27 protein-coding genes and 1 pseudogene are annotated in these 25,723 nt (G+C 34.9%); 17 read left to right on the forward strand and 11 right to left on the reverse strand.

What is annotated here, in order from left to right; translation table 11 throughout:
• Positions 1-45: 45 nt before the first annotated feature.
• The 3 genes from ADHAQ_RS0123270 to ADHAQ_RS0123280 all read right to left on the reverse strand — a co-directional run bounded on the left by ADHAQ_RS0123270 (position 46) and on the right by ADHAQ_RS0123280 (position 3,224).
• The gene (locus ADHAQ_RS0123270; protein ID WP_026464976.1) at positions 46-909 is read right to left on the reverse strand and encodes a chromate resistance protein ChrB domain-containing protein; all 864 of its coding nucleotides are present in this window, start codon (positions 907-909) and stop codon (positions 46-48) included.
• Positions 910-1,154: 245 nt separating this feature from the next.
• The gene (locus ADHAQ_RS0123275; protein WP_026464977.1) at positions 1,155-1,385 is read right to left on the reverse strand and encodes a hypothetical protein; all 231 of its coding nucleotides are present in this window, start codon (positions 1,383-1,385) and stop codon (positions 1,155-1,157) included.
• A 576-nt stretch (positions 1,386-1,961) separates the two neighbouring features.
• Positions 1,962-3,224, reverse strand: coding sequence for a S8 family serine peptidase (locus ADHAQ_RS0123280; protein ID WP_051360122.1), 1,263 nt, complete (start codon positions 3,222-3,224; stop codon positions 1,962-1,964).
• 437 nt (positions 3,225-3,661) lie between these two features.
• On the opposite strand from ADHAQ_RS0123280, the gene ADHAQ_RS0123285 reads away from it, so the two are divergent.
• The 5 genes from ADHAQ_RS0123285 to ADHAQ_RS27490 all read left to right on the forward strand — a co-directional run bounded on the left by ADHAQ_RS0123285 (position 3,662) and on the right by ADHAQ_RS27490 (position 9,424).
• Positions 3,662-4,822 carry a T9SS type A sorting domain-containing protein gene (locus ADHAQ_RS0123285; RefSeq protein WP_026464979.1) on the forward strand — a complete coding sequence of 387 codons (1,161 nt, stop codon included), beginning with the start codon at positions 3,662-3,664 and terminating at the stop codon, positions 4,820-4,822.
• Between the two features lie 29 nt (positions 4,823-4,851).
• Positions 4,852-5,001: a hypothetical protein gene (locus ADHAQ_RS28255; RefSeq protein ID WP_157433498.1), complete on the forward strand. Its 150-nt coding sequence runs from the start codon at positions 4,852-4,854 to the stop codon at positions 4,999-5,001.
• A gap of 188 nt (positions 5,002-5,189) precedes the next feature.
• Complete coding sequence (locus ADHAQ_RS0123295; protein ID WP_026464980.1) at positions 5,190-5,564, forward strand: hypothetical protein; 375 nt, start codon at positions 5,190-5,192, stop codon at positions 5,562-5,564.
• A 615-nt stretch (positions 5,565-6,179) separates the two neighbouring features.
• Positions 6,180-8,798: a S41 family peptidase gene (locus ADHAQ_RS0123305; RefSeq protein ID WP_026464981.1), complete on the forward strand. Its 2,619-nt coding sequence runs from the start codon at positions 6,180-6,182 to the stop codon at positions 8,796-8,798.
• Between the two features lie 434 nt (positions 8,799-9,232).
• On the forward strand, positions 9,233-9,424 hold the full coding sequence (locus ADHAQ_RS27490; RefSeq protein ID WP_026464982.1) for a hypothetical protein: 192 nt from the start codon (positions 9,233-9,235) through the stop codon (positions 9,422-9,424).
• Here ADHAQ_RS27490 and ADHAQ_RS28925 read toward each other — a convergent pair.
• Positions 9,416-9,661, reverse strand: coding sequence for a hypothetical protein (locus ADHAQ_RS28925; protein ID WP_281172383.1), 246 nt, complete (start codon positions 9,659-9,661; stop codon positions 9,416-9,418). The genes ADHAQ_RS27490 and ADHAQ_RS28925 overlap by 9 nt on opposite strands.
• 19 nt (positions 9,662-9,680) lie before the next feature.
• Between ADHAQ_RS28925 and ADHAQ_RS28930 the strand changes: the two are divergent.
• From ADHAQ_RS28930 to ADHAQ_RS0123365, 8 genes and pseudogenes are all read left to right on the forward strand, one after another.
• A pseudogene (locus ADHAQ_RS28930) lies at positions 9,681-9,890 on the forward strand (DNA/RNA non-specific endonuclease); the annotation flags it as partial.
• A 249-nt stretch (positions 9,891-10,139) separates the two neighbouring features.
• Entirely contained in the window at positions 10,140-10,562 is a 423-nt protein-coding gene (locus ADHAQ_RS0123330; protein ID WP_026464984.1) for a VOC family protein, read from the forward strand.
• A gap of 185 nt (positions 10,563-10,747) precedes the next feature.
• Positions 10,748-11,269, forward strand: coding sequence for a GNAT family N-acetyltransferase (locus ADHAQ_RS0123335; RefSeq protein ID WP_026464985.1), 522 nt, complete (start codon positions 10,748-10,750; stop codon positions 11,267-11,269).
• A 91-nt stretch (positions 11,270-11,360) separates the two neighbouring features.
• Positions 11,361-11,660: a DUF2185 domain-containing protein gene (locus tag ADHAQ_RS26900; RefSeq protein WP_034257596.1), complete on the forward strand. Its 300-nt coding sequence runs from the start codon at positions 11,361-11,363 to the stop codon at positions 11,658-11,660.
• Positions 11,661-11,997: 337 nt separating this feature from the next.
• Positions 11,998-12,375, forward strand: a complete 378-nt coding sequence (locus tag ADHAQ_RS0123350) for a hypothetical protein (protein ID WP_026464986.1) — start codon at positions 11,998-12,000, stop codon at positions 12,373-12,375.
• 177 nt (positions 12,376-12,552) lie between these two features.
• A complete protein-coding gene (locus ADHAQ_RS0123355) occupies positions 12,553-13,674 on the forward strand; it encodes an alpha/beta hydrolase family protein (RefSeq protein WP_026464987.1) in 1,122 nt (373 codons plus the stop codon).
• Between the two features lie 48 nt (positions 13,675-13,722).
• Positions 13,723-14,055, forward strand: coding sequence for an iron chaperone (locus ADHAQ_RS0123360; protein WP_026464988.1), 333 nt, complete (start codon positions 13,723-13,725; stop codon positions 14,053-14,055).
• Between the two features lie 49 nt (positions 14,056-14,104).
• Positions 14,105-14,467: a DUF2200 domain-containing protein gene (locus ADHAQ_RS0123365; RefSeq protein ID WP_026464989.1), complete on the forward strand. Its 363-nt coding sequence runs from the start codon at positions 14,105-14,107 to the stop codon at positions 14,465-14,467.
• A 102-nt stretch (positions 14,468-14,569) separates the two neighbouring features.
• Here ADHAQ_RS0123365 and ADHAQ_RS0123370 read toward each other — a convergent pair whose 3' ends face one another.
• Positions 14,570-15,025 (reverse strand): hypothetical protein, encoded by a 456-nt coding sequence (locus tag ADHAQ_RS0123370; RefSeq protein ID WP_026464990.1) that lies wholly within the window; start codon positions 15,023-15,025, stop codon positions 14,570-14,572.
• A gap of 187 nt (positions 15,026-15,212) precedes the next feature.
• On the opposite strand from ADHAQ_RS0123370, the gene ADHAQ_RS0123375 reads away from it, so the two are divergent.
• From ADHAQ_RS0123375 to ADHAQ_RS0123385, 3 genes are all read left to right on the forward strand, one after another.
• Positions 15,213-15,635 (forward strand): hypothetical protein, encoded by a 423-nt coding sequence (locus tag ADHAQ_RS0123375; protein WP_026464991.1) that lies wholly within the window; start codon positions 15,213-15,215, stop codon positions 15,633-15,635.
• A 196-nt stretch (positions 15,636-15,831) separates the two neighbouring features.
• Positions 15,832-16,329 (forward strand): DNA/RNA non-specific endonuclease, encoded by a 498-nt coding sequence (locus ADHAQ_RS26905; RefSeq protein WP_084523964.1) that lies wholly within the window; start codon positions 15,832-15,834, stop codon positions 16,327-16,329.
• Between the two features lie 289 nt (positions 16,330-16,618).
• Complete coding sequence (locus tag ADHAQ_RS0123385; protein ID WP_026464992.1) at positions 16,619-18,097, forward strand: site-specific integrase; 1,479 nt, start codon at positions 16,619-16,621, stop codon at positions 18,095-18,097.
• Between the two features lie 27 nt (positions 18,098-18,124).
• On the opposite strand, the gene ADHAQ_RS27890 is transcribed toward ADHAQ_RS0123385, so the two are convergent.
• From ADHAQ_RS27890 to ADHAQ_RS0123400, 3 genes are all read right to left on the reverse strand, one after another.
• A complete protein-coding gene (locus tag ADHAQ_RS27890) occupies positions 18,125-18,307 on the reverse strand; it encodes a hypothetical protein (RefSeq protein ID WP_026464993.1) in 183 nt (60 codons plus the stop codon).
• A gap of 340 nt (positions 18,308-18,647) precedes the next feature.
• Positions 18,648-21,197, reverse strand: a complete 2,550-nt coding sequence (locus ADHAQ_RS0123395) for a PAS domain-containing sensor histidine kinase (RefSeq protein ID WP_026464994.1) — start codon at positions 21,195-21,197, stop codon at positions 18,648-18,650.
• Positions 21,198-21,364: 167 nt separating this feature from the next.
• The gene (locus ADHAQ_RS0123400) at positions 21,365-21,715 is read right to left on the reverse strand and encodes a hypothetical protein (RefSeq protein ID WP_026464995.1); all 351 of its coding nucleotides are present in this window, start codon (positions 21,713-21,715) and stop codon (positions 21,365-21,367) included.
• A 362-nt stretch (positions 21,716-22,077) separates the two neighbouring features.
• On the opposite strand from ADHAQ_RS0123400, the gene ADHAQ_RS0123405 reads away from it, so the two are divergent.
• Complete coding sequence (locus ADHAQ_RS0123405; protein ID WP_026464996.1) at positions 22,078-22,590, forward strand: hypothetical protein; 513 nt, start codon at positions 22,078-22,080, stop codon at positions 22,588-22,590.
• Between the two features lie 81 nt (positions 22,591-22,671).
• Here ADHAQ_RS0123405 and ADHAQ_RS0123410 read toward each other — a convergent pair whose 3' ends face one another.
• The 3 genes from ADHAQ_RS0123410 to ADHAQ_RS0123420 form a co-directional block, all read right to left on the reverse strand.
• The gene (locus ADHAQ_RS0123410) at positions 22,672-23,184 is read right to left on the reverse strand and encodes a hypothetical protein (protein ID WP_034257044.1); all 513 of its coding nucleotides are present in this window, start codon (positions 23,182-23,184) and stop codon (positions 22,672-22,674) included.
• 449 nt (positions 23,185-23,633) lie between these two features.
• On the reverse strand, positions 23,634-24,920 hold the full coding sequence (locus tag ADHAQ_RS0123415; RefSeq protein ID WP_026464998.1) for an SMODS domain-containing nucleotidyltransferase: 1,287 nt from the start codon (positions 24,918-24,920) through the stop codon (positions 23,634-23,636).
• The gene (locus ADHAQ_RS0123420) at positions 24,883-25,491 is read right to left on the reverse strand and encodes an SLATT domain-containing protein (protein WP_026464999.1); all 609 of its coding nucleotides are present in this window, start codon (positions 25,489-25,491) and stop codon (positions 24,883-24,885) included. Before ADHAQ_RS0123420 ends, ADHAQ_RS0123415 begins: the two co-directional genes overlap by 38 nt.
• Positions 25,492-25,723 lie beyond the last annotated feature (232 nt).

A 25,723-nucleotide genomic window follows, 5' to 3' on the forward strand; every position in this document is an offset into this window, starting at 1 on the left:
AAATCACAATGCTAGATAACAACTCATTAGAAAAATAGAATGTTTTTAACCTTTAGGATACTTTTTACTTTTTGATAATTCTTTTTTATAATTGGAGGGAGTTTGCCCAGTATGTTTTCTAAAGATTCGGGAAAAATGGCTCTGGTCAGAGAAGCCGGTTAAGTAGGCGATTTCAGAAAGGGTATGGCCGGTATGGGTTAATAGATGAAGGGCTTTGTCAATCCTTAATTTCCGGATATATTCGCCAAAAGTAAGGTTATCAAAATATTTAGAGAATTGCCGGGATAAGTAAGCCGGATGCACATTTAATTCCTCAGAAATTTCGGATAAATTAAGCGTTAGGTTGGTATCAATTTGGTCCTGAATGATTTCTTTCAGGTTGGAAGCCCAATCGGGCACTTTTTTATTATTTTCTTTTTCCTCGGCCAGGTAGCGGTGAAAGACTTGTAATAATAAGTTTTCGGTAGGGCTGGTCGTATGCTTCTCTTTTTGCAGGTATTTGGCCCAACTGTACAAGGCATCATAAATCAGCATACCCTTGTCAAGCAATTCATAATCATCTTTAATATTAAAAGCCAGGCCTGCCGATATGGCCCATAAACCGGCCGACTGGCTGGAAATGTTATGATCATCGGTATCAGCACCTCTAATTACCAGCGCCATAGTCTGGAGTGCTGGGTCTTTCAAGTCATATTTCTGGAGGAAATAATCAAACGTACAACGGTCTTCATAATGGCTGAATTCTACGTTCGGTATATCAAAAGGAATGGCACCTAACTTTTCCGATTGCTCTCTTACTTGTTTTTCTGGTACGTAAATGATCTCGGCTTGCGCATCAATAAACTTTTTGATTAACCAAGGGCAAGCCAGCCGGTCAATCTTAGGACGTTCACGGGTAATCCATTTCATACGGGAAAGTTACTATATTCTTGTAAATAAGTTAATAACAGCTATACTGCTTTAAGTATAGCAAAAGCCAGAAAACCACTCCTATTTACATAATACCTTATATCTCAAAAACTTTCTTCCTAGTGTTCTAATCTATACTTTTAGGTAGCTTCTCTTCTGATAATTTGATTATAAAATATGGTAGGTGCGTACAAGACACCCAGTAATGCAAACAGTTGTATAACTTGTAATACTGTATTAATATGTTACTCTATTTTTAAATATTTGAAAGAATCGGAGTGCATCGTATACCTCTTACCCAACTTCTTATAGCCGATTATTTCGCCGGTCCTAAATTTCTCCTGGAGTATGCGAAGGTAACACCCCAACATATTAGCGGCGGCGTATTCATCGGTGTAAATAGGGTCTGCTGGTTGAAGGGGTTGTACATTGGTGGGCCGGCCTGGTTTCTTCTTTTCTTTCGCGTCTAAAGCCATCGATACATACGTTTTTAATAGGTCAAAAATACATTACCAGTACCCTCCTTCCCTTTATTTGCTTTACATTTTGTAAACGGAGGTAACAGATGTAAACATTCAGCAGAGGCTTTCAGTTAAGCGACTAATTTCAGAAACAAACGCTATTGGATTAAGAGCTAAAGCCGGCCGGCTTGGTAGCGGTGCACCTAGTATATAAATGACGGGGCCTTAACTAAATTAAACCGCTAAGGGTAGACCAGGTAGGTGCTTATTTAAGCAAGCTCATTTTTGTTCATGAATATTAAAAAAAATTATAAGGTAGAAGTACGGAAAGAAAACTCTGATAAACCTTAATCATAATCGACCAACTCACCGAGGAAGAAGCAGGGCGGGTATTCAATAACATCAAATTTACCACCAGGTCGGAAGGTTATGACCGGTGTTTAATTTGGGTAAGAAGAGATGAAGAGGTCGTAATGAGGCGTAAGGGGCTCAATGAAAAATAGAAAGGCCACCATTATGGTAGCCTTTCTACTAAGTATTGAGGATCAGTGACCCTTACTAAACATTCAATAGGTTATAGTTTCCTGCTTATTACAGTTTAGCCACTGGGTCAGGCGTATTATCTTTATCCCCAATCACGGTGCCATCAGAGCCCATCGCGTTTCCTTTTAATAAAAGTAAACCAGCTACGTGCGGAGCCGCGAATGAGGTACCATTGGCATAAGAAGTATAGCCCCCACCTTTTGTGGTTGTTTGCACACCTACGGCTGGTGCGCAACGATCTACAGGAGCGCCAAAGTTAGAGCTACTCCAGAAGTACTTGTTGTAATCCATGCCCGAAACGGTATAAACGTTAGTAGCATTTACCCGCTGTGGAGAATTGTTGCTGCAATCTACGGCACTATTACCAGCAGCAATAGATATGAATATACCCTTAGCTGCACAGTTTTTAATAGATGTATCTAAAGTAGATGAGGCACCAGCACTTATGCTAATGTTTACCACATCATTAGCTTGGCCATTTGTAGTTACGTAGTCTACGGCTCTGATCAGGTTGGATAAAGTTCCGGCACCGGCATCGTCTAAAACCCGCAATGCTACAATTGTTGCGTTAGCGGCTACCCCAATAATACCAGAGCCATTATTTTTAGCACCAATAACACCAGCTACCATGGTACCATGGCCAAAACCATCCTGTACAGAGGTAACTCCAGTAACAAAAGATACGCTGCGGGTAGCATCCACATTTAAATCTGGGTGCGTAGCATCCACTCCACTGTCAATCACCCAAGCGGTCCTTCCCGCACCATCGCCATAACCTACCATAGCCACACCAGTAGGAATAGTCTCGCCTGCCATCACGGTTAATCCAGCATAGGTGGGGTCTGTAGGAGTAGGAGTAGGAGTCGGAGTAGGCTCAGTTGTACCACCACCACCACCACCTTTGGTTGGTTTGCCTAAAGAGATTAGCTGGTCTGGTTCAATGGAAAGCACTTCCGGATCATGTAAAAGCAACTGTACCTGATTTTTAGAAAGTCTGCCGTAAAAGCCTTTAATTCGGCCATTGTAAATACCCTTGATGCCGGTTTTCTCCACTTCCCGGGAAGCAACTAAATCATTAATGATTTCAGAAGCACTTTCGGTTTTACTTTTGAAAACAACAATGTACTGCCCTTCAATAATATTGCTGGCCTGCACACCTTGACTTAAAGCAGGTACTGCTGCTTGTTCTTCTACTAAGTCTTCTTTCTGACAAGCACTCAATGAGAAAACAGAAGCCAGGGCAAAAAAAGATACGGCTTTTTTGAAGTGGATTTTCCCCATAAATTTAGATTGATGTAAAGATTTTCCCATATAAATAGCTTAAAAATTTAGTAGTATTAACGACTTGTTTCTAACCAATTAATAGAGAAAAAAGCTTTGAAACAAGTCCTTCGAAAATCATTACAAGCTATTAAAATATAGGACTATTGGAATATTGTAATTTAATATTTGCCTTGTACCATGCAGTCTTAAGAAGCTTGCATTTAACCTGAAAAAATTATGAAAAGGCCAAGGAAATTGAGCTTAAATTTTTTTTAAAAAAACTCAACTTTTTTATTGTGAATGGTCGTGCTGTACCTATTTAAGCTCTGGTAAGGGCTGAAATATTATCTTTTTATCCCGCTAAAGAATCATTTCATCGAATACTAGACATGTTCATCCGGTAAAAAGAGGTGTTTAACGAATAAACTCTATATAGGGTTTTTTCTTACCCAATTTTGTACTGTTTACAAACAGTACAAAATCAAATGAGCCAACTTCTACCATCTACTCAAATAGCCATAAAAAGTACTTCTTTTGCGTATTTTTTAGTTTTAGTACTAGCTCTGCTTACTCTTACTCCTTTAGCTAGTCAGGCAGATTGTGAAAGTTCAGGCCATAGATTTAAGTTTATTTATAAATCTTATACCATCAGCAATAAGACAGATAAGAAAGGAACAGTAACCGGAACCTTCGCTACCTTTACTTTCACTGTTCAAAATACTGGTCCGCATGGTTTAAGCCACGTGTCTTTTGGTTTGCCTAAAGGTGTAAAAGCAGATAATCCTACCTATACCTCTGCTTCTAGAAAACAGTACAGTGTAGAGAATGGCACATTTAACCCATTCTATGGCGTAAAGTTTGAGACTACAAGTGCAGATGGTATAAAAGGGCAAGACCAACCTGACACCTTTTCTTATTCTATTTTGATTCCTAATAACACTAATCCTGCTGAATACCTGGCTTCCGTTCTGCCCTCTATTTCGATAGAAGCCAAAGCCGGTACTACAGTAGAAAGTTCTACTAATGTTTTAGGAGGTTTTGATTTTGATTGTTCAGATGAGGACTCGCAATTAACCTTATTAGGTTCAGCAACACCAACAACCCTACCAGTAACTTTAGTTTCTTTCGATGGTTCTTCTCAAAACCAAGGTGTAGCTTTAAAATGGGTAACGGCCACAGAAGAAAACAACGAGTACTTCCAGGTTGAAAAGAGCCAGGATGGGAAAACTTTCAGAGCTATTGGTAAAGTAAAAGGAAATGGTACTACTAATCAAAAGCAAACTTACAGCTTTACTGATAGAAGCGTAACTAGTGGCACTTACTACTACCGTCTGAAACAGGTAGATTTTAATGGTAAAAGCGAGTACAGCAAAATAGTTGCTGTAAAAGCAGATAACTTCAACCTGGTAAAAGCTGCTCTTTATCCAAACCCAGCTTCCAGCAGCTTAAACATTGATCTGACTGCTTTTGTTGCCGGTACTTATTCTATAAAAATAGCCTCTTTAACAGGTGCTATCCTGAAAAACCAAACCATCTCGGCCGGGCAAGTAGCTACTTTGGATGTGCAAAGCTTAACTAATGGCGCTTATGTGCTGATTGTTGAAGGAGAAAACTTTAACCAAACTAACAGATTCTTGAAAAACTAATATCTGGTAAATATTATAACCTCTTAATTATGGAATCTTTAGACCTGATTAGTATAGCTTTAATAGTGCTTTCCCTTGGGGGCGTTGTATTTATAGGCATTAAAGAAATCAGAGCTGCCAAGGCAAAAAAAGCCATGATGTACGGAAGGAAACGTAAACAGCAAAAACAACCCCATTGAACCCTCAAGTTTAGGTATTCCAGCGCTCTTTATAGACTATAGTTTAACTTCTAAAAACTGTTCACCGAGTAAAAAGAAGTGTTTAACGAAAGTTAGTATAGGTTAAGCTAAATATAGCCGTAGGCTATATTCTATAAAGTACATTTGAATATCAAACAAGGACAACAGAGATAAAAAGCATAAAGGATATGAAAAAGCACTTACTACTATTAGCCTTCACATTAGTACTTTCAACAGTAGGATTTGCTAATGGAACTGTGGATCAGAAAAGATTTGATGCTACTTTAGATCAGCAGGTAAGAGTAGAAGTTCGCCAGTTACAGGAGCTGCTTCGTTTCAACGAATTTGAATACATCCAGATCAAGAAATTAACCGCAGCTGAGTTAGCAGATTTACAAGCAGCTAAACAAACATATACAGATGCTGCCGAGCTACATATCCAATTACAACAAATTAAAGATGCTTATACTGCAAAAGTAAGTGCTTTATTAAACGACTCGCAAAAGAAAGCCTTCTCTGCTTATTTAGCGGCTACACAAGCCAACTTAATAGCTATTCAATAATATTTACTTTACCTACCATTATTTTACCTGAAGCCAGCAAAAAGCTGGCTTTTATTTTTATCGCTTTATTTTGGAGGATTAAAACAAAAAAGGCTACCTAACAGATAGCCCTAATTTGCGCGAATAGAAAGAGTAAGAAAAGATTAAAATTTGCTTTTATAGTGCCCGAATTATCCGGTTTACTTACCTAAAATGGCTTTAATTTGCTCGATGGTAGCGTTGTATTCTTCATCCGGGTAAAGCGTTTGGTAAGTGCTTTTTAATATTTCTTCCCGGCTCATAAAGCCCACCTGGTCGATACTGTACTTGGTTTCTCTAACTGAAATTATTGGGCTAACGGTTATATTAAATAACTTAATTTTTCTCGATCTGGCTTTTAATATCCATTAGAATGAAGGTTCTTAAAATTAACTTTTCACAAGTACAGTTTCTAAACTTAATTATGAATCTCTTTTTATGAGATGCTAACTTGAGATGATTGTTAGTTCTAAAATGTACATTAAAAAAATATTTACTTGCCTTTAGCATACCAAAAAGCCTATATATAAGTTATAAACCTGCTTTTAGTTATTATTTAAGGAATTACTAGCAAGATCCTTCTAACTTTTTATACTAATGATACCCATAAATAAAATATTATGGTCTGTATTGTTTATAATCACCTTTGGCTCTTTAAAAACCAATGCTCAAATAACACCTGACAAAACAATCCTAGGTGGAAAAATCTTAAACTCCTCTAATAAGGAAGGCATTCCTTTCGCCAATATCTTTTATCAAAACTCTAAGCAAGGTACCAGCTCGGATGCGGAGGGAAGATTCAGCCTGCAATTAAATAAGGAGCCTGCTACTGATACCCTCTGTATCTCAGCTATTGGCTTTAAGACGTTAAAATTCTCCACCCGAAATGTTTTGACGCAACCTAATCAGTTATTTTATTTAAAAGAAGATCCCATTTTCCTGGAAACCATTACGATAAAGGCAGCTTCTGCCGTGGAGGTAGTAAAAAGGGCAATGAACCAACGGTCCTTAAATTATGAAATACACCCCCATATCTTATCCGGACTTTACCGCATCACGGATAAAGAAAATAATGATTATGTCCGACTATTAGAAGCAGCGGTCGACATATATGATGATGCCTTTCTAAAAAAGGACAGCCGGGTTGTCAATTACCTAGCCTTGCGGCAAAGTAAAGATTTCAGAACGTATAAATCAGAGATGGATAACCAGAATTCTAGGACCCTGGAAGAACTGCTTAAACCAGACCTAATTAAACGGCCTACCCGGGCGAGCCATCCGAATGGATTCAGTAAAGGATTTACCTATACCCATGAGCGGTATACAATGCTGAACCAGGAAGAAGTATACGTCATTTCGGCTACTAAAAATCCGGCTTATAGTTGGGCAAATTATAATGCTACTTTTTATGTGCGCGTAAAAGATTTAGCTATCATCCAGGTCGAGCGTGATTATAATATAGGTCGGCCTAACTGGGCTAAATCCGACCATACGACCACCCGAATATCTAAGGATCAACTAATCCTGAAATACAAGGAAATAAATAGTAAATTGTATCTCAACTATTTTTCCTGGCTATTAAAGGGAGAAATAATCGACGAAAAAACGAATAAAAAAATTGTCGGCTTCGAGCGTAACGAAGAACTCACCATTCAGGATGTAACTTTAGGGAAGGGGAAAAGTGCCCGCAAAGCCTGGAACAAAGATATTTATCAAATGCAGGAGCCTTACCGACAGGATTTCTGGGATAAGTACCCTGTAACAAACACCCGATTGTTCCAAGAAGTGACTCATCAATTGGAAAAGCGGGAAGATTTATCTAAACAATTCTTGTCAACCAATAAAACTACTCTGGCCCCTGCACCAGGCCCAACCTTCACCATTAGGCAACTGCAGGATGACTTTCAGTTGTTTAGAACTAGTTTGGAAGAGGCCCATCCTTCCCTGTACCGATATACCACTAAGGCGGAACTTTCCCGGCTGTTAGATAGTACATTCCTTACCCTAAATAATCCTTTAGATGAAATTCAGTTTTACCAACTATTGACCCCTATTTTAGCTAAGATCCGTTGCGGCCATACCGGAGCTAATTTATCAGAAACCTTCTATAAGGAAAATAGCCAGCGTCTCTCCTATTTCCCCGTTAAGGTAAAACTCGCAGGAGACAAGCTTTTCGTAATACAAAATTTTGCCTCCAATGAACAACTAGCTACGGGTGAAGAAATTATTTCAATAGAAGGAGAAACAGTTCCTCAGATTAAAGCCCGCGTATATCCTCATTTACCGGCTGATGGTTATATAACAACTTATAAAGACTATTTTTTCGGGAAAGATTTTTCTAATCTCTATCGCAATTACATAGGTGAAAAAAGCTCCTTTCGCATTAGGGTAAAAACCCTCTTAGGAGAGGTGGTAGAAAAAGAATTAAATGGAATATCTCTTTCCGAATATCAAGCTCAGAAAGCAAGGGAAAAAGAAGATAATACCTTAAAAATGCTTAGCCCTCAAATTGCTTTGCTGCAGGTAAAGACCTTTACTGATCTAAAAGGAAAAAACTTTAAACCTTGGGTTAGCAAGAGCTTCAATACCATGAATCGCAGCCATGTAAAAAGTTTAATCATTGATTTGAGAGATAATGCGGGCGGGCGGGATGATTATGCGATGTTTCTGTATTCATTCCTGGCCGATAAATCATTTTCTTACCATCAATCTCTAGAAGCAGCCACAGATCATCTTTCCTTTTTACAATATACAGATCAGGATAATTCCATAAATATCCTTTTACCTCAAATCGTACATAAAGACTCCTTAGGAAGGTTTTTATTACGAAACTCTCATCCTACCCTAGGTCTTCATAAAAAAGCTACTTCAGGATTTAATGGTAAAGTATTCTTTTTAATAAATGGCGGCACCTTTTCAGCTGCAGCAGACTTCGCGGCAGTATCCAGACAAAATAACAAAGGGGTTTTCATTGGGGAAGAAACAGGTGGCGCTGCTGCTGGAAATACCAGTAACGGTGAAATTGTGCTAACCTTGCCTCAGTCAAAGTTGAGAATAGCTATCCCGCTCTTTAAAATAAGCAATTCTATCTCCCCTGAGTTGTTAGGAAGAGGGGTAATTCCTGAATATCCGATAAGTTCTTTAAATGAGGATATTGCCAATAGAAAGGATACTGCTCTTCAAAAGGCCATAGATTTAATTAGCTTGCCTAGATAAATGGCTTTAATTTAAACATCAGATAAAAAGACTCTCTTTTACTATATATAAAATATAGCAAAAGCCAGAAAACCACTTCTATTTACATAAAATCTAATATCTCAAAAACTCTCTTCCTCGTGTTCTGATTTATACTTTTGGTAGCTTCTCTTCTGATAATTTGATTATAAAATATTGTAGGTGTGCGCAAGGCAAACAGTAATGCAAACATTTGTATTACTTGTAATACTGTATGAATATGTTACTCTGTTTTTAAATATTTGATAATATCCGAGTGCATCGTATACCACTTACCCAACTTCTTATAGCCGGTTATTTCGCCCGTTCTGAATTTCTCCTGCTTATAGCCTCTCAGTAATGAGGCACTTTTTTTATATAAACACTTAAATCAAGGGTACCGACTTTTATATAAAAAACTCTTTACCTAAGTCATAATGAGAAGTAAACTTCTGTATATAATCTTACTATTGGTAGTTGCTTGTAAGGAAACAGAAGTAGCACAAAATAAAACAACTGATACGCCTTTAAGTTTACATCTTACTTTAGGTAATACCAGCAATGTGACTACTGATGTAAGTAACAGCAATAATTATCTTATAGAAAGGCCACAATACGCTTTATCTTAAAGCAAAGATCGGGCACTCCCAATTGGGTGAGCTTACATGTAAACAAAGACTGGTTAGGTAATGCTCAATGGCAGTAGGATTTCCTGGCTGATAATACTTTACCTGCTGGTTGGTATAGAGTACCGGCAACCGCTTATACCGGAACTGGCTTTGACCGGGGCCACCATACACCGTCGGCAGATCGAAATAGAACAGGATAACTCCGCTACTTTTCTCATGACTAAAATGATACTCCAAATCCCCAAATAACAACCAAGATACATGGGAGAACCTAGAGAGCTATACCCGCAGGTTGGTACAGGCAGGTAATGAAGGGTATGTCATTATGGGTAGTTATGGTAAAAGAGGAACAGGCTCTAATGGTTCTGCTGAAACTATAGATCAAGGCCAAATTACCGTTCCTAAACAGTTATGGAAACTCTTAGTTATTGTTCCGGAAGATAATGATGACATAAGCCGGACTTAGTGCCGCTTTCTAATAATTGAAGGAAAAGCACTTTGAAAATTTAACAACCAAAGCATTTGAAAATGGATATGCAAACCAAAGCCACTATATTCGGACGCTTAAAGAATATACCAACATAAAGCTTAAAGACTATTTAAATTTAGGCAAATAGGTAGAATATTGAATTTATCGGCTTCGTTCTATTCCCCGCTTGAGCTCGTTTTACATTTGTAATGAAATTAATTGTTTGATTATTTAATAATGAATAAAATGAATCAAATTTATCCTTGCTTATGGTTTGACGGTCAAGCCAAGGAAGCAGCACAGTTCTATTGTTCAATCTTTGAGAACTCAAAAATTACTGCGGACAATCAAATGGTGGTAACATTTGAGCTAAACGGGAAAAAATTTATGGGCCTCAATGGAGGGCAAGAATTTAAATTTAATGAAGCTGTATCGTTTGTGGTCGAATGCGAAACTCAAGAAGAGATTGACAATCTATGGAACTCACTAATCTCTGACGGCGGAAGTGAAGGAAATTGCGGTTGGTTAAAAGACAAGTTTGGCGTTTCATGGCAAATTGTACCGACAGTTTTACCAGCATTGTTGAGTAATCCTGACAAGGCGCAAAATGTAATCCAGGCTTATATGAAAATGAAAAAGTTTGATATTCAGGCGTTAGAAAATGCTTAATAAACTGTAAAAGCCAGCAGGTAACAATATACAAATAAGCCATAGTGGAGTTTAGGCTCTACCTATGGCTTATTTGTATATTTATAGCCGGTGCTAAATGGATATGTTTAGGCCAGTTAACCACTATGGCTCATATACCAGACCGGTATCAGCAACCAAATAACAAAGAGAATACTTAAGCGAGAATGGAAAATATTGAATTAAGAAGAGTAACGGTAAACGAACTAGACCAACTACAGAAAATCGGCAGACAGACATTTTCCGAAACATTTTCTTCTGGAAATAGCGAGGAGAATATGAAAAAGTATTTGGAAGAAGGGTTTTCAACAAAAAAGCTAGAAGCCGAATTGGCCAACAAGAACTCTGAGTTTTATTTTGCCCTTTTAGCGAATAAAGTAATTGGTTATGTGAAAGTCAACTTTGGACAATCACAAACAGAAATAAAGGATGAAAACACCCTTGAAATCGAACGCATTTATGTTCTAAAGGAATTCCACGGGAAAAGAGTCGGGCAATTCCTTTATGAGAAGGCAATAGAAATATCTAAACACAAAGGCGTAGATTATGTTTGGTTAGGGGTCTGGGAAGAAAATCCAAGAGCACTTCGATTTTATGAAAAAAATGGTTTCGTGGAATTTGATAGGCACATTTTCAAACTGGGAAATGACGAGCAGACAGACATAATGATGAAACTGCAAATGAAATAAAAGTGGCAGCAACTAACTTTGTGTAGAAATCACGTTTCGACCGACGGCCTTGCACGCCTCATGCACTAGACGTTGAGTGGAAATGGTAATTATGAAGCCAAAGATTTTTAAACTGGTAGCTAGTCAGATAAAGAAACTGATACAACCCGCGGGCGGCTGTATTGCATCTGATAAAATAACGGTAGAAGAATTCCCTGTTGTGTACATGTATAGAGAAGAGCATGACAGCGGTTGGCGGTTTTACTCAGGTACAGAAACACAAGAGTATATTGACAATGCGGATAACTTAACAATCTATAACGTGAATACGATTGCTAATTATGACTCTGCCATTATTCCATATTTAGAATTAGACGAAGGAACAGACAAGTTTAAATTCATAGAAGCGTAAAAAAAGAACATCAATACTCAACCCAGTGCATGCCCAACCTTCGCGAAGGCTTCAGGCTCCGCATGCACGCGGCCGTTGCCCTTAAGTACTAAGCAAACGTATCATGCAAAAATTAAAACACGTGCGGAAATTCATATTTCTCACTATACTAATAGTGTTGATGTTCTTCCCATCCTATTCTTATGGTCAAGAAATTAACTTTTCGAGGAATAGCTTAAAAGCTGGTTTTGGATTAGGGATTAATGGTGGTGACAGAGAAACTGGTTTTGGGGCTTTATATTCCTTCGGATATCAAAGGTAATTTTGGAAAAATAGAATTAGAGTTAGTCCTTATCTCATGATTGGCGGATTTACATCCATTGGTATAACAGATACGCGGGACCAATTTTATAGAGTGACATCCTTAGGTGTCAATGGGTTTTTGGATGTTATAAAGTATAAATCCTTATCATTAATTATTGGCACGGGTGCTTTTGCCAATTATTCGAGGGGTTTACTGGGAACTGGAGGTGAGCTACATGGTGATTCAGATTCAGAATATTTTTATAAAATGTATTATGGTGTGAATGTAGGAACAGGTTTTCGTATAGGCCCTAAAACAAGTCGCTTTGCTTTCGAACTAAAACCCATTAATGTATACTTAGGCACTGACTACTTTACCCTCGGATTCATGCAAGTAAATATTGATATTAAATTGAGAACTGCTAAGCAATAACCTGGATTTGCTTAAATTAAAAATAATAACCTAAGGGCAACAACAGAATAAAGCAAATGCCCCAATAGGTTTTAGCCATTATCTATAAAAGAAGTGTGGCTTTTCGTATTTTCAGCAAAGACCAGTCCAGGGCATCTGCTTTATTAAATGGACGTTAGCCAATATAAAAAATATTAGATGAAGAAAACGACACTATTCGTACTTGCTCTTTTGGTAGTTTCTTCAATTGTTGGGGCTATATTATGGAATAGCAGAGCATTAAATCAAAGACCTCAAGAGCCATCTAAACCCTTTTCTTACCACAATGAAGAGGTAAGATTCCAAAACGCTAAAGCGAATATTACATTAGCTGGTACATTAACTTTACCATCAAAGGCCGGGAATTATCCAGCCGTGATATTAATTACCGGAAGCGGTGCTCAAAATAGGGATGCAGAATTCTTTGGGCATAAACCTTTTCTTGTTATTTCAGACTATCTAACTAAGCATGGGATTGCTGTTTTAAGATATGATGATAGAGGGTTTGGCCAATCCTCAGGGGATTTTATTTCAGCTACCCCCCTGGATTTTGCTTCTGATGTAGAAAGTGCCATTTCTTACCTGAAAACAAGAAAAGAGATAAATAAAAATAAGATTGGTTTAATAGGGCATAGTGAAGGCGGGATAGTTGCGCCCATTGTAGCGTCAAACTCTAAAGATGTAAGTTTTATTGTTTTACTTGCGGGCCTTGGGATTCAAGGCAAAAAAGCATTATTACAGCAATCGGAATTGACCCTAAAAACATCAGGCGCAAGCGAATCTGAAATACAAAATACTAAAGAGATAAATGCTGGAATAGCTGAAATATTTGCGAAGCACCAAACCACAGAAGTCTTAAAAGCCGATTTAAACGAATTCATTCAAAAGAATATAAAGGAGATACCAACCTATATAAAACCAACAGGCATAACAAAGGAAGAATTTATTGCTAAGCAAATAGAGTTCATTTCCTTGCCTGCATATCAATTTATTTGGAACTATGAGCCTGCACTTACATTAGAGAAAGTAAGTTGTCCGGTGTTAGCTTTAAATGGGGAAAAAGATTTGCAAGTGCTACCTAAAGAGAATTTGGAGGCAATAAATAATGCTCTAAAAAATGGCAATAATAAAAATGTAACAATAAAAGTGTTGCCGAATCTTAATCATTTTTTTCAGGAATCAAAAACTGGATCACCTTATGAATATGCAACCATTGAACAAACCTTTTCACCAACAGCATTAGGAGAAATATTAAATTGGGTATCAGAACAGGTAGAATAATTACAATGGCTAACGGTGGAGCTATTTTAAACGACAGTAATGTAAACCATGACAGAAGTAGAAAAATACATACAACAATTTCAACCTGCCGTTCAAGAAAAATTAAATGCACTACGGCAAATTTTTTTTGAGGTGTTACCTGACACGGAAGAAAGTATTCGTTACAAAATGCCGGCTTTTAAAGTAGGTAAACGTCATCTCTACTATGCGGCTTACAAAAAACATATTGGTTTTTACCCGATTTACGGTTTGACAGAAATAGAAGATAAAGTTTCTGAATATAGAGCGAAAAAGACAAAAGACAGTCTACATTTTATGCTTGACAGGCCCTTATCGATTGAATTGATTAAAAACATCATAAAACTAAAATCAAAACATTAACAAAATTTACAAGAGACAATGAGGAAATTTTAAACTTTAAGGATAAGAAATGGAGGTAACACTTGAACATAACCAAAGAATGGCAAAGATGACTTTTGCTTCTGTCTATCCGCATTACATTAGAAAAGTGGAGAAAAAAGGCAGAACAAAAGAGGAGTTGCATCTAGTAATTAAATGGCTAACAGGTTTTAATGACATTAAAATAAAAGAACTGATCGACAACAATGCAACATTTGAGACTTTTTTCAGTCAAGCAGATTTGAACCCGAACGCTCATCTGATAACTGGAGTAATATGTGGCTATCGAATAGAAGAAGTTAAAAATCCTTTAACTAAAAAAGTACGGTATCTTGACAAGTTGGTGGATGAATTAGCGAAAGGGAAAAAGATGGAGAAGATTTTAAGAAAGTAAAAAATTAATTTTGGCTATAAATAGAAACTTTTAATATTGTAAGTCCGTGATTAGTGGCACTTTTGTTACCGCACTAGCTCTACAAGGTACATGTTTGTCTTCTTACAAGGACAAATAAAAAGCCTTACGGGTATCAGAAAATAACCATTCCAGAGCCTCCGCTTTTGAAGTAAAGATTTCCACTTTGGTTTTACCCACCGGCTCTATCTGTCCCTGAAGATCATCTCGTAAACGAAGCATATCCATTAACTCCAAGGTTAATCTACTGGTTATGCTGGCAATCTTACGGAATTGGGATTCTCTATAAAACATTTTCCTGTTTTTTAATAACCAATTCTGTTCGGCTATCTCCAGGTAGTTAATGGCACGTACATCACTTAAATGGTAGCGGTAGCCTGATAATAAATGATCACTTCCAATTGTAACGGACATTTCTCGGAATTCCTTACCTGAAGGGTGGCGTAACCATTCGACTGAAATAAAATCGTTTAGGTCATCTGTTTGAATCCGAACCAAATCATCTTCAAAAGCCAATTTTAAATGAAACACCGGAGTCATAATGGACTGTTTAGAAAATTCTAAAGGTTAAGGTAAGCTATATATCTTATAATAATAAAAAATTATATAGAAATTAGATAATAAATAAAATTTGAAATAGTTTAGTATTAGTGGCTTTGTGAATTTAAATCCTATGATTATAGTAAATTGACGTATATATTATCTCTTTAATTGTCCAAGTCTTTACATGTTAGACAATTTGCTTCAGGTGTACCAAAATGATTTTGCAACCATAAGTCTGGTTGTAGAAGAGTTCCTGTTAGTTTTAGAATGGCGACGGCATGTTGACTTTGCTGAACGAAAAGAAGGACTTTTAATAGCCTTAACAATTTCAAAGGAAAATAAGATCAATTACTGGATTATTGACGACTTGTACCATGGCTATATTTCATTTGAAGAAAAAGAGTGGTTATTATCAGAATGGATGCAAAGGATTTCCGGTTCTGGCATTCAGAAAATTGCTTATTTGGCCAGGGACTATTTTTCGGCTTTAGCGGTCAATTTAGACTTTAGAGTCAGAATTATAACTGAATATAAGGAACGTAGTAATATAGAGAATGAAATCTTTATTGATTATCCTACCGCTTTAACCTGGTTATTCCCGGAGTAAAAAATATTAATTATAAAAGCTGTCTTGTTTCAAGTTAACTTTCTACAACCAATCCAAAATAAGCACCTGGATGTATAAACTTACAAGGATCGCCTCATTCCGCAAGGCAGCGACTTGTGGGGTAAATGCAGCCAATTTATAACTGGTAAAACCTGGATTAAGTAAAAAGTAACCTTGGCCAGGAACTGAGTTTGATCTGCGACATAATACCCCTTCTGCTGATCGCACCAAAACAGAAGAAGATAATTCAGCTATCTATTTAATGACCAATATGATTCCCCAGGCTCCTATCAACAACCTGGAAATTTGGAAGAACCTGGAGAGTTACACCCGCAGGTTAATTCAGGCAGGTAATGAAGGGTATGTCATTATGGGTAGCTATAGGAAAGGAGGAACAGGCTCCAATGGTTCTGCTGAAACTATAGATCAAGGAAGGGTAACAATACCTAAGCAAATCTGGAGAGAAATCGTTGTGCTACCGAAAGGAGATAAGGATGTAAGCCAGGTTACTACCAGCACCCGTGTTATAGCTGTGAATACACCCAACATCAACACCATTAATTCAGCCTGGAAAACCTACCGGACGACAGTGGATGCTATTGAAACTGCTACTGGTTATATTCTCCTATCTGAACTACCGGATAATATTGAGGATGCATTAGTGAGCAAGGTAGATACTGGTCCAACTAATTAGATCCCAATCTTCATTAACCTAAAAATTTTATTAAACTTATTTAATCGGTAAAACTTAATGAACTAAAACATAAAGTAATGTGTGCAAATTGTGTGCAAACAAAAAAGCCATTTATAAGTTTTACCTTATAAATGGCTGATATTCAAGTGATCCCGTTTGGATTACAATACACATGAAAATACCCCTTAAAATAGCATTCTAAGGACTTTTTAAAAGAATTGTTCTACACGTTGTTCTACATGTAATATTTAATTATATATTTGTAATCAGCAACTTATGTTTACATAAAATGAAAAAACCAAGCACCTCCACTTTTATCCGACTTAATCCTTCAAAGACTGGTGGAGCATTAAATGTGCTATATGTTTATGATAGAAAAAAGAAACCTTTTCCACTTAAAGAATCTGTTTTAATTTCTGAATGGGATGATAAATCTGAAACAGTAAATCTAATTAATCAAAGAGCCAAGGAAATTAACAAAAAGAAAAGAGATTTAGAAACCGACCTTTTATATGTTGCTGGCTCTTTGATGGAAAATGGAATTGAACCTTACCCAGATATAGTTACTCAGGAATACGAAAAATTTTTACTCGGTCGAAAACAGAAAAATAATTTTAAAAGAGGTTTAAAGGCAGTAGTACATTATGAGCTAGATGAAGTTGAATCCTCTTTAAAAGAATTAGAATTACAAAAACAAAATATTTTAAGCCAAAGAAAAACAATTTGGCGTGAAGCGGAAAAATATGGTTTTGAAATTCAGAATTCAAATTCGGAAGAAACTGCCTATTTTATGCTTTTATTAAAGGAATTTGTAATTGAAAAAGCAGGCTGCTGGATTGATGCAACACCTGAAGAAAAGAGATTACATAATGATGGCACAAAAAAAGGTTGGCGTAGTTGGGCCAACAATTTAATAAGCTGGACTAAATCCAGATTTTTCTCCAATTTAGAAACGGTTTTATCTTTCAAACAGTTGGATAAAACCATTTATGAGTCCTATGGCAATTATCTAATGAACCCTCAGGGCAAGCATAAGATGACAGACAATAGCTTTGGTGGACAGGTAAAAAACTGTATTACTTTTTTTAATTGGGTTACCTATGAAAAACATGTTCAAATTGATAATCGATATAAGAAACATTGGAAAAGATTAAGTGAAGAGAAACTAATTATAAATCTTTCTCCAAGTGAAATTGACCTTTTATGGAAAGAAGAGGTTAAGCCTCACCTAGAAAAATACCGAGATTTGGCTGTTTTTGGCTGCCTAACCTCTCTTCGAATTTCCGATATCAAAAATACCCAGGGTGTAGTCTTAGATGATAATGGCTTTTTGCGTGGACGTACCCAAAAAACTAAAGGAAACTATAAAATTGATACCAAATTAGATGGTAGGATAATTGAAATAGGTGAAAAGTATGAATGGAATCTTAACCTTTGTACTGAACAAACTTTTAATAAACAAATAAAGACTATATTAAAGTCATTATTTATAAAATATAATATTAACCAGCGAAAAATTAAGGAACCAAAATATAGATGGGGGAAACTTATTAAAGACAATGATTTAAAGTATAAACATGAGCTATTTTCCTCCCATTGTTGCAGAAGGAGTTGGGTAACAAATATGAGTACTCGAGGTATTTCAGACAGAGTACTAATGGAAATGATGGGAAGCACTAGTTTGTCTGAATTTAATAAATATAAAGCTGTTAAAACTATTCATATTAGAAATGAGGTTGAAAAAACAGCTATTTTACAATCCAAATAAACAAGCAGAAAAGTACCTTCCATTGAATCAATTATCATTTTCTGTTAAATCATCTAATCTTTTCTTAAGTAAGGGTACTGCTTCATCTATCCAAAAATCGGTGCTGATATACCCGCTTGACATTCCTTCATGGCTATATTTTTCAAAGAACAATTTTTTACCAGGAACCAAACTTTCGCCAGTCAATTTGGTAGAAGCTTCTTTAAGCAAATTTTCAAATTGATCATCTGTTAGGGGAAGTTCAAACTTTTAAAAAGAACTTTTCAACTCTTTTCAGAGAAATTGGTCACCCCGCAACCCCCATTGGCGTGGCTCTTCTTCAAAAATTTGACTTACTGAAAATAAATGCATTTTTATAATTTTAAAATTAATAAAATAGAAGATTCTATTTACTAATTACCAAATGGTTAATAAACAATTATTTAGCATTCAAAATAAAATAGAAGTTAAAAATTATTAAAACTTTATCTTACGTAATTCACTAAATGCTTCCTCCATTTTTTTTAAATTCCAAAATTTTAAACACCCAATCTGTTTCATATTTTAACTCTTAATGCGGCAAATAAAACGTAAAGGTTGTACCTTCCCCTTTTTGGCTATGTACATTTATAGTACCTCCCATTGCTTCTATATGGGTTTTGGTTAAAAACAAACCAATACCTCTACCTTCTTGCTTAGTATGAAATCTTTTATAAAGATTGAACACCTGGCCCTTTGCCTTTTTCATGTCAAAACCAGAACCATTATCCGCAATGGTAAATTCCGCCATTTTCTGACCTTCTTCTATTTTATTATGAACGGCTACTTTTAATTGTAATTTTTGGTCTTCTGACTTGTATTTAATAGCATTAGAAAAAAGATTATATAAGATAGAATACAAGTAGCCTTTATTGGCAATTACCATTGTGCCTTCTTTTAAATCTATTATTAATTTGGCATCTATTCGGGTTAACGTATCCTGATAAAATGAAGCCACCTGATCAATAATAGTCTTAACATCTACTTTTTCTTTTTCTAAGGTATCACTCTTATCCCGAATACCCAGAATAGTAGTCATATCCCATAAAACGTTATCTAACTGTTTTATGGAAGTGGATAAATTAGATAAGTAACTATTATATAGTTCATTATCCTTTTCAAGCTTATTTAAAGCATCCGCTATACCCATGACATTGGCTACAGGTGACCGCAAATTATGGGAAACAATATAAGTAAATTGTTGCAGGTCGCTATTTTTACGATAAAGGTCTTTTGCTAAAGCAGATAACTCTATTTGGGAATTCTTTAATGCGGTGATATCTGTATGAACAATAATAAAATTTTTGATGGTACCATCTTCCTGAAATATAGTGGTAACATCTACATTCACCCATATTTCTTCTCCATCTTTTTTAATATTTAGAATCTCAAAAGATATCGGCTCACCCCGCATTAACTTGGGCGTAAGCGTGTGATACTTTGACTCATCTGTTTTATAGTTACTCAAAAAATCATGTGGTCGCTTACCTAAAACCTCTGGTAAACCATAACCAAACAACCTGCTAAAACCTTCATTTACCCACTGTATTTCCCAGTCCTTATTTACAATCAAGACGCTATTATTGGTTTTACTGGCAACTAGAGATAATTTTGCTAGTTCCTCTTCTTCCTTTTTTCTTTTAGTGATATCACTTTGAATAGCAATAAATTGAATGACTTCTCCCTGATCGTTCAGAATAGGTGTTATCTCTTTATAGATCCAAAATGTATCTCCTGATTTTTTGTAGTTTAAGATTTCATCAGTAAATGGCTTTTTTGCTTTTAGCTTTTGGCTAACTCTGGCTACTGTGACTGGGTTAGTTTCTGGTCCTTGTAAAACTGCCCCTGGTTTCTTACCAATTACTTCTTGCAAAGAATAACCTGTCATTTTAACAAAACTATCATTTACCCATTCGGTAAAACCTTGAGCATTTGTAATTACAACACTATTAGTGGTTCTGCTAGCCACTAAGGACAACTTTTCATTTTCTTTTTTTATTCTCGTCTTTTCGGTTATATCCGTAAAATAAACCGACAGTCCTTCGGATGAAGGAAAGGCTTTTACCTCTAGCCAAATATCTTGCTGTGCATAAAAGGCTTCAAAATGAACCGATTTGCCTGTATCAGCAGCTAAATGATATTGTTGGTAAAAGACTTTCCCAACTTCATCACTAAAAATATCCCAGATATTTTTGCCAATAAACATTGTGCGGTCGGTTTTTAATATATTATCAAACTCAGCATTGATGTAAGTAAACTTCCAGTTGGTATCTAAAGTAAAAAAGGCATCCGTAATACTTTCAAAAATGGTATTTAGTTTATTAGCTTGCTGCTGAATAGTTTGATAAGCCTGCACCATAGGCGTTATATCTTTCAGAATTGTTTGAACAGCGATAATCTTGCCTTTAACTTTGATGGGGAACTTAATGGTATCGAAAGTCCTTAATCCCTTTTCTTTTGTATCTATAACTAAATCAGACCGCAAAGTATTGCCCTGCAAGGCTTCCTGAAAAGACCATTCTGAAATAGCTTTCAGATTTGGTGGCAGGAAAGCATCGGTTGGATGATTAATGACTGCATCTTTTGCCACCCTAAATTCAGTATAAAAGTTTTGGTTTACTTCCGTAACCAAGCCTGCCTCATTTTCCAGGTATATAATATCAGGACTATTGTCAAAAAATGCTTTATAGCGTTCTTCCCTTTCTTCTAATCTGGCTCTGCTTTTTTTTTGCTCTTTTAAACAACGAGCAACACAAAACATGAGCTGTTCTTCCTCCGACCATTTTGCTGACCACAGAATTGGGATGGCTTCCCCACTTTTGTGGGAATAACAATTTTCAAAATTTGTTGGTGTAGAGCCTTGTAGAATCTGCCCTATGATTTGCTCCGTTAACTGAATATAGTCAGGGTGGATAAATTCCCGAAAGGAACGACCAATTAATTCCTTTGGATCATAGCCTAACAGACTTTTGCTAGCTTCATTTACATGGATGAAAGTACCATTTCCATCTATGGCACATAACATATCAAGTGAAATTTTAGCAAATTTCACCCAAATAGATGTGTTCTGCTCTATTTCCATACTTACAGATTATGAAGGTTAACGCACGACTATCTCATTAAAGCACTGAATCTAATTATTTACGGGTACATGGTAGTTAAGTCCACCGAAGTTGAAAGTAAAGATTACGCTTAGTGGTAGGTTTCTACTGGCTAACTAATTAAAGATCCCAATGATTAGCAGCTATGTTATTCAGCTAAATATATTCCTGGCCCTATATGTAAAGGCTTCTTATTCTTTAAAGCTTCTAAATCCTGTTGAACATAATTATATAATTGTTTTACAATAGCTGAATACAAACTATATTCTTTTAAATGCCAACAAATCTTTTCTAAACTTTTAACAGGAGGGATATTTTTATAACTAAAAATCAGAAACTTTAATTCATCTTCTAAAATAGAAAGTTCCTGATAATAAGCTTTATAGTTCTTAATAGTTCTAATTAACTTTTTAATAACAAACTTTACTTTAGAATTAGAAACTTCATCAAGATTGCATTTTTTTGAAAAACCGAGTATTTTTTGAAATTTTTTAAGCATAAAATAAAATATTCATGGTTTAGTATCAATCATCCTTTGATACATTATATATTTCATTAATAATTTTATTATTTTAACAATCAACTTCGGTTAATCTACTTGTTAATTTAGATAAAAGAAACTTATCTATTCACATATTATGGCTAAATATTACTTAGGTTTTGCAAACTATTTAATATCAGTTCCTTATTTTCACGATTTTGTAGCAAGATTATTACTTTTTAAAGCTTCATTTTGAGTTTAAGTAAACTAGATCAATATAATAACCCCTACCCTCCCTATGTTTTTATAGCTATGATTAGGCTATATAACTCTTCTTTTCAGAATCTAAATAGGAAACTTCTATTTTGCAGTTATAAATTATGAAAATCAAATTAACCTTAGAATTAGTTGGCCGATATATCTTAGGATTAATAATGATTGCTTATGGGTTAATTAAAATAATTGATATCCAATTTAGGCTTGCACCTTTAGTTTATGATATTCCACTGGGTTCTTTAGATGGAGTTACATTAACCTGGGCATTTTTTGGTTATAAAACTTGGTTTACAATTCTATTAGGACTTATTGAGTTTGTATCTGGAACCCTATTACTTTTCACACGAACTAAATTAATAGGAAAAATATTAACTCTGCCAATCCTAATTGGAATTGCTCTGGTTAATAATGCTTTTGATTTTTTGCCTTATATGAAGGTCTTCACAGGATGTTTGTTACTTCTGAACATCTTATTGTTAGGAATGCATACAACTATATTTAAAATAATTATTAAACAAGTAATCTGTGGTCACTCTAAATATCCCCAAGCAGAGGTTTTAATTAACATTACCTTAGTTTCTATAATTACCTTTCTGGTAATTTATCATTTACTTTAATTGTTCCTGCGAAAGCATTAAGCCTAACCAAAACTAACTGGCTGATTATTCGAAGCTTATTCGTGATTTACGGTCTACATTTTAATAATCTAAATGATTAATCATTTTTAAAGTATCTTCAACTTCAGTCGGCTTTTTTGTACCAATCAGAAGCTTTGAACCATTTGTGAAAATAATTTGTATTCCTTTGTTCCCAGAAACATTATAGGCTTTTCCGCTCCCAAATACACCAAACCTTAATCCCCAACCACCATATTCAGTAAGTGGGTGATAGTGCCTTACAAATGATTTTGATATTTTATCCCAGGTATAGTTTTTAAAGGTTAATTGAAAAGGGAAAAAGCGCACATTGATTCCATCACTTGTTATTACAGTTTCCAGACGAGAACTTAAAAATATTGCCGTAACCAAAAGGCTTATACCCGCAGCAATGCATAAGTCATTGGTATTTAAACCTTCACTACTTCCATGTTGTCCATATATCAATTGTTGATATAAATTAAAAAGGAAACGAATATTAATACCCAAAAGTAGTAGCCAAAGCCAAATTTGATTGAATCGTTGGCGTTCAGTAAATAACCTTTCTTCTTCCATTGGCTTAATTTCAATTAACGATAAAGACTAAATAATTGTAGTTAACACCGTTTATATTATTATTCTAAATGTGGTTACTAAAAAACAATATTGTTTATAATAAATATATTAAAACTTTTCTAAATATCCTTAATTATCAATTTTTTATACAAATAATCGTTCGGTTGTTTGATACCAAATTACAGGGGAGGTTGCCTAGTCCAAAAAGCATTTAGACTACATTTTTGGAATAGCTAATTATTTGGGAGGACTATTATTTGGTTTTTTTTTAAAAACAAAAATGCTTACCTCATTAAGAAAGTAAGCATTTACAAATTAATATGAATAACAATTTATTAATCTTTAAGAAGATTGATAAAATGAATAGATTCTTATATAACCTGCTCAAAAGTCTTTATATACGATGAATTACCAATATTTTACTTAATAATTTAAACCCAAACGAACCATCACCCATTTAATATTGGAACATCAATTCTGTCACGGGCTACACAAAAGCCATCTTTAATTAAATAACATTCCACAAAATGAGAGCCTTCAAAGGTAGAGTTCTCCGTTCTATCTGTTCCATTTAGATTACTACTAATTATTTGACCTCTATGTACACCTCTTTCATATGCCAACTTTCCTTCATTCTTAACTTTCCAAAGAATTTCATAGGGTTGGGATACATCTGTTTGTTTAATAAAAAACCGAAGGTTTTTATTCTTCTTAAGCAGTACCATTTCTTTTAAAAGCCCAACTCTAAAACCTGCCTGTGTTACCTCGCAATCTATACTTAAGAAATTTTTTATATTAATCGGATATTTATCTTCTATAAACTCTTCTTTATTAGTGAAATTTAAGCTTAATTCTTTGATTTCTCTTGGATAAGGAAACTGGCTACCAAAAACTCTTCGCCAAATTTCATAAACTGTTTTACTTTCATTATTTTTTATTGCCTCAGATATTAGGTTATATGCTTTCTTAGCTTTTGAACTAAAGTTCGACTTTTTCTTATACACCTTTTGATTGCTTCCAGGAGCAAACCAAAACTTTCTATTACTATCCAGCTCTTTTAAATAATAGAAAAAACCTTGAACAAATTCATCATACTTATCAAAGCCCAAGGTTGCATAGTATGAATTTTGTTTAATAAAGTTGTAGGCAAATGTATCAATCAATAACCCATTAATTTTTACACCATTTTTGTTTTTCCAAGCTCTTGCTATCCTACATAGATTTACTAGATTACTCTTAGATGTTTTATCCAATTCTAAAATTGCCTTAGCTTCAGGAAGAGGATTTGTCTTTTTCCAACTACCACCATAATTGGAATCAGGATAGGTAAAACTATTATCAGTTTCTTTAAATGCAGGGCAAACCTCAATGAAATCACTTTTAAATTCGACCACTACTACTTGCCCATCACCCCTAACCTTAGATTGAGAATAAGTTTTTGAGATAGAATTTCTTACATCTTGTAATAGCTGACTTTGCTTATTTCCAACCCTATTATTGTATTGATAATATAACTCAGAAGGAAGTTCAAAGATTATATCTAAATCACTAACCCCATTTATGGCGGTATTTCTACCATAGCTACCGATATAAATTCCATTCTCTGTATTCGAATTCAAGCCATAGAAATCTAAATTTAGCCTTTTTGTTATAGTTGCAAATCGGGACTCAATATTAGTTTGGTTTTCAATGACTAAATTATTTACAAATCCACCAAAGATTTTGGCTATATCCATTAACAAATTGAATTATTAAAATTAAGAGTAAGATTAAAATTATTATTTTTAATGAGTTAGGTAATTTATCTTTAATAAATGAGAACTTCAACTGTTCATCTATCCATTCAATTTGCATTTCATAAAAAAATTTAAAATGAGCATACCACTGAGAAGTAAAAACCTGCTTACTTATTGATTTGGAATAAAATTCATATAGTAAATTTTGGTATTCATTTTCATAGGTCTCTAACCTAAAGCTTGAATCTGATTTAGCCTTATAGTATAAATCTCTCATATTATTAAAAAGACGAGTTAGTCTGATACCTTCTTTCTCGTAATCATCAGTTTTATTTTTATATACTTCTAGATAAATTATCGCAATACCCGCAAATATTAAAATAATTGATAATTCTTTATTATAGATTATATTTTCATAAGCTATTTGGAGAATACCAATAGCTAGCGAGATAAATCCTATCCAACTTGGCAATTTATTTATAATGTCAAATGATGCAAAGTTCTTTTTAGCACCAAATCCAATATCATATCCTTTAGTTGCTAGTGTTTTTAAAAAAACCTCTTTTGTCATATTCTTGATTTAACAATTTAATGTTAGAACCTCTAAGTGAAATAAATTATTTAAAATTGTAGATACTAGCACTACTTCTCATTAATAAAAAATTTAACTAGGTTTATTTCTACACATTGAATATTTCAAAATTTTAAACATAGATAACAAATGTGTTTTCCCAAATTTTCAGTAAAATCATACAAATCGGTGAATTCTCTAATTTTAAAATGAAAATTAGAACATTAATAAA

The organism is Adhaeribacter aquaticus DSM 16391, from assembly GCF_000473365.1.
Classification (GTDB): domain Bacteria; phylum Bacteroidota; class Bacteroidia; order Cytophagales; family Hymenobacteraceae; genus Adhaeribacter; species Adhaeribacter aquaticus.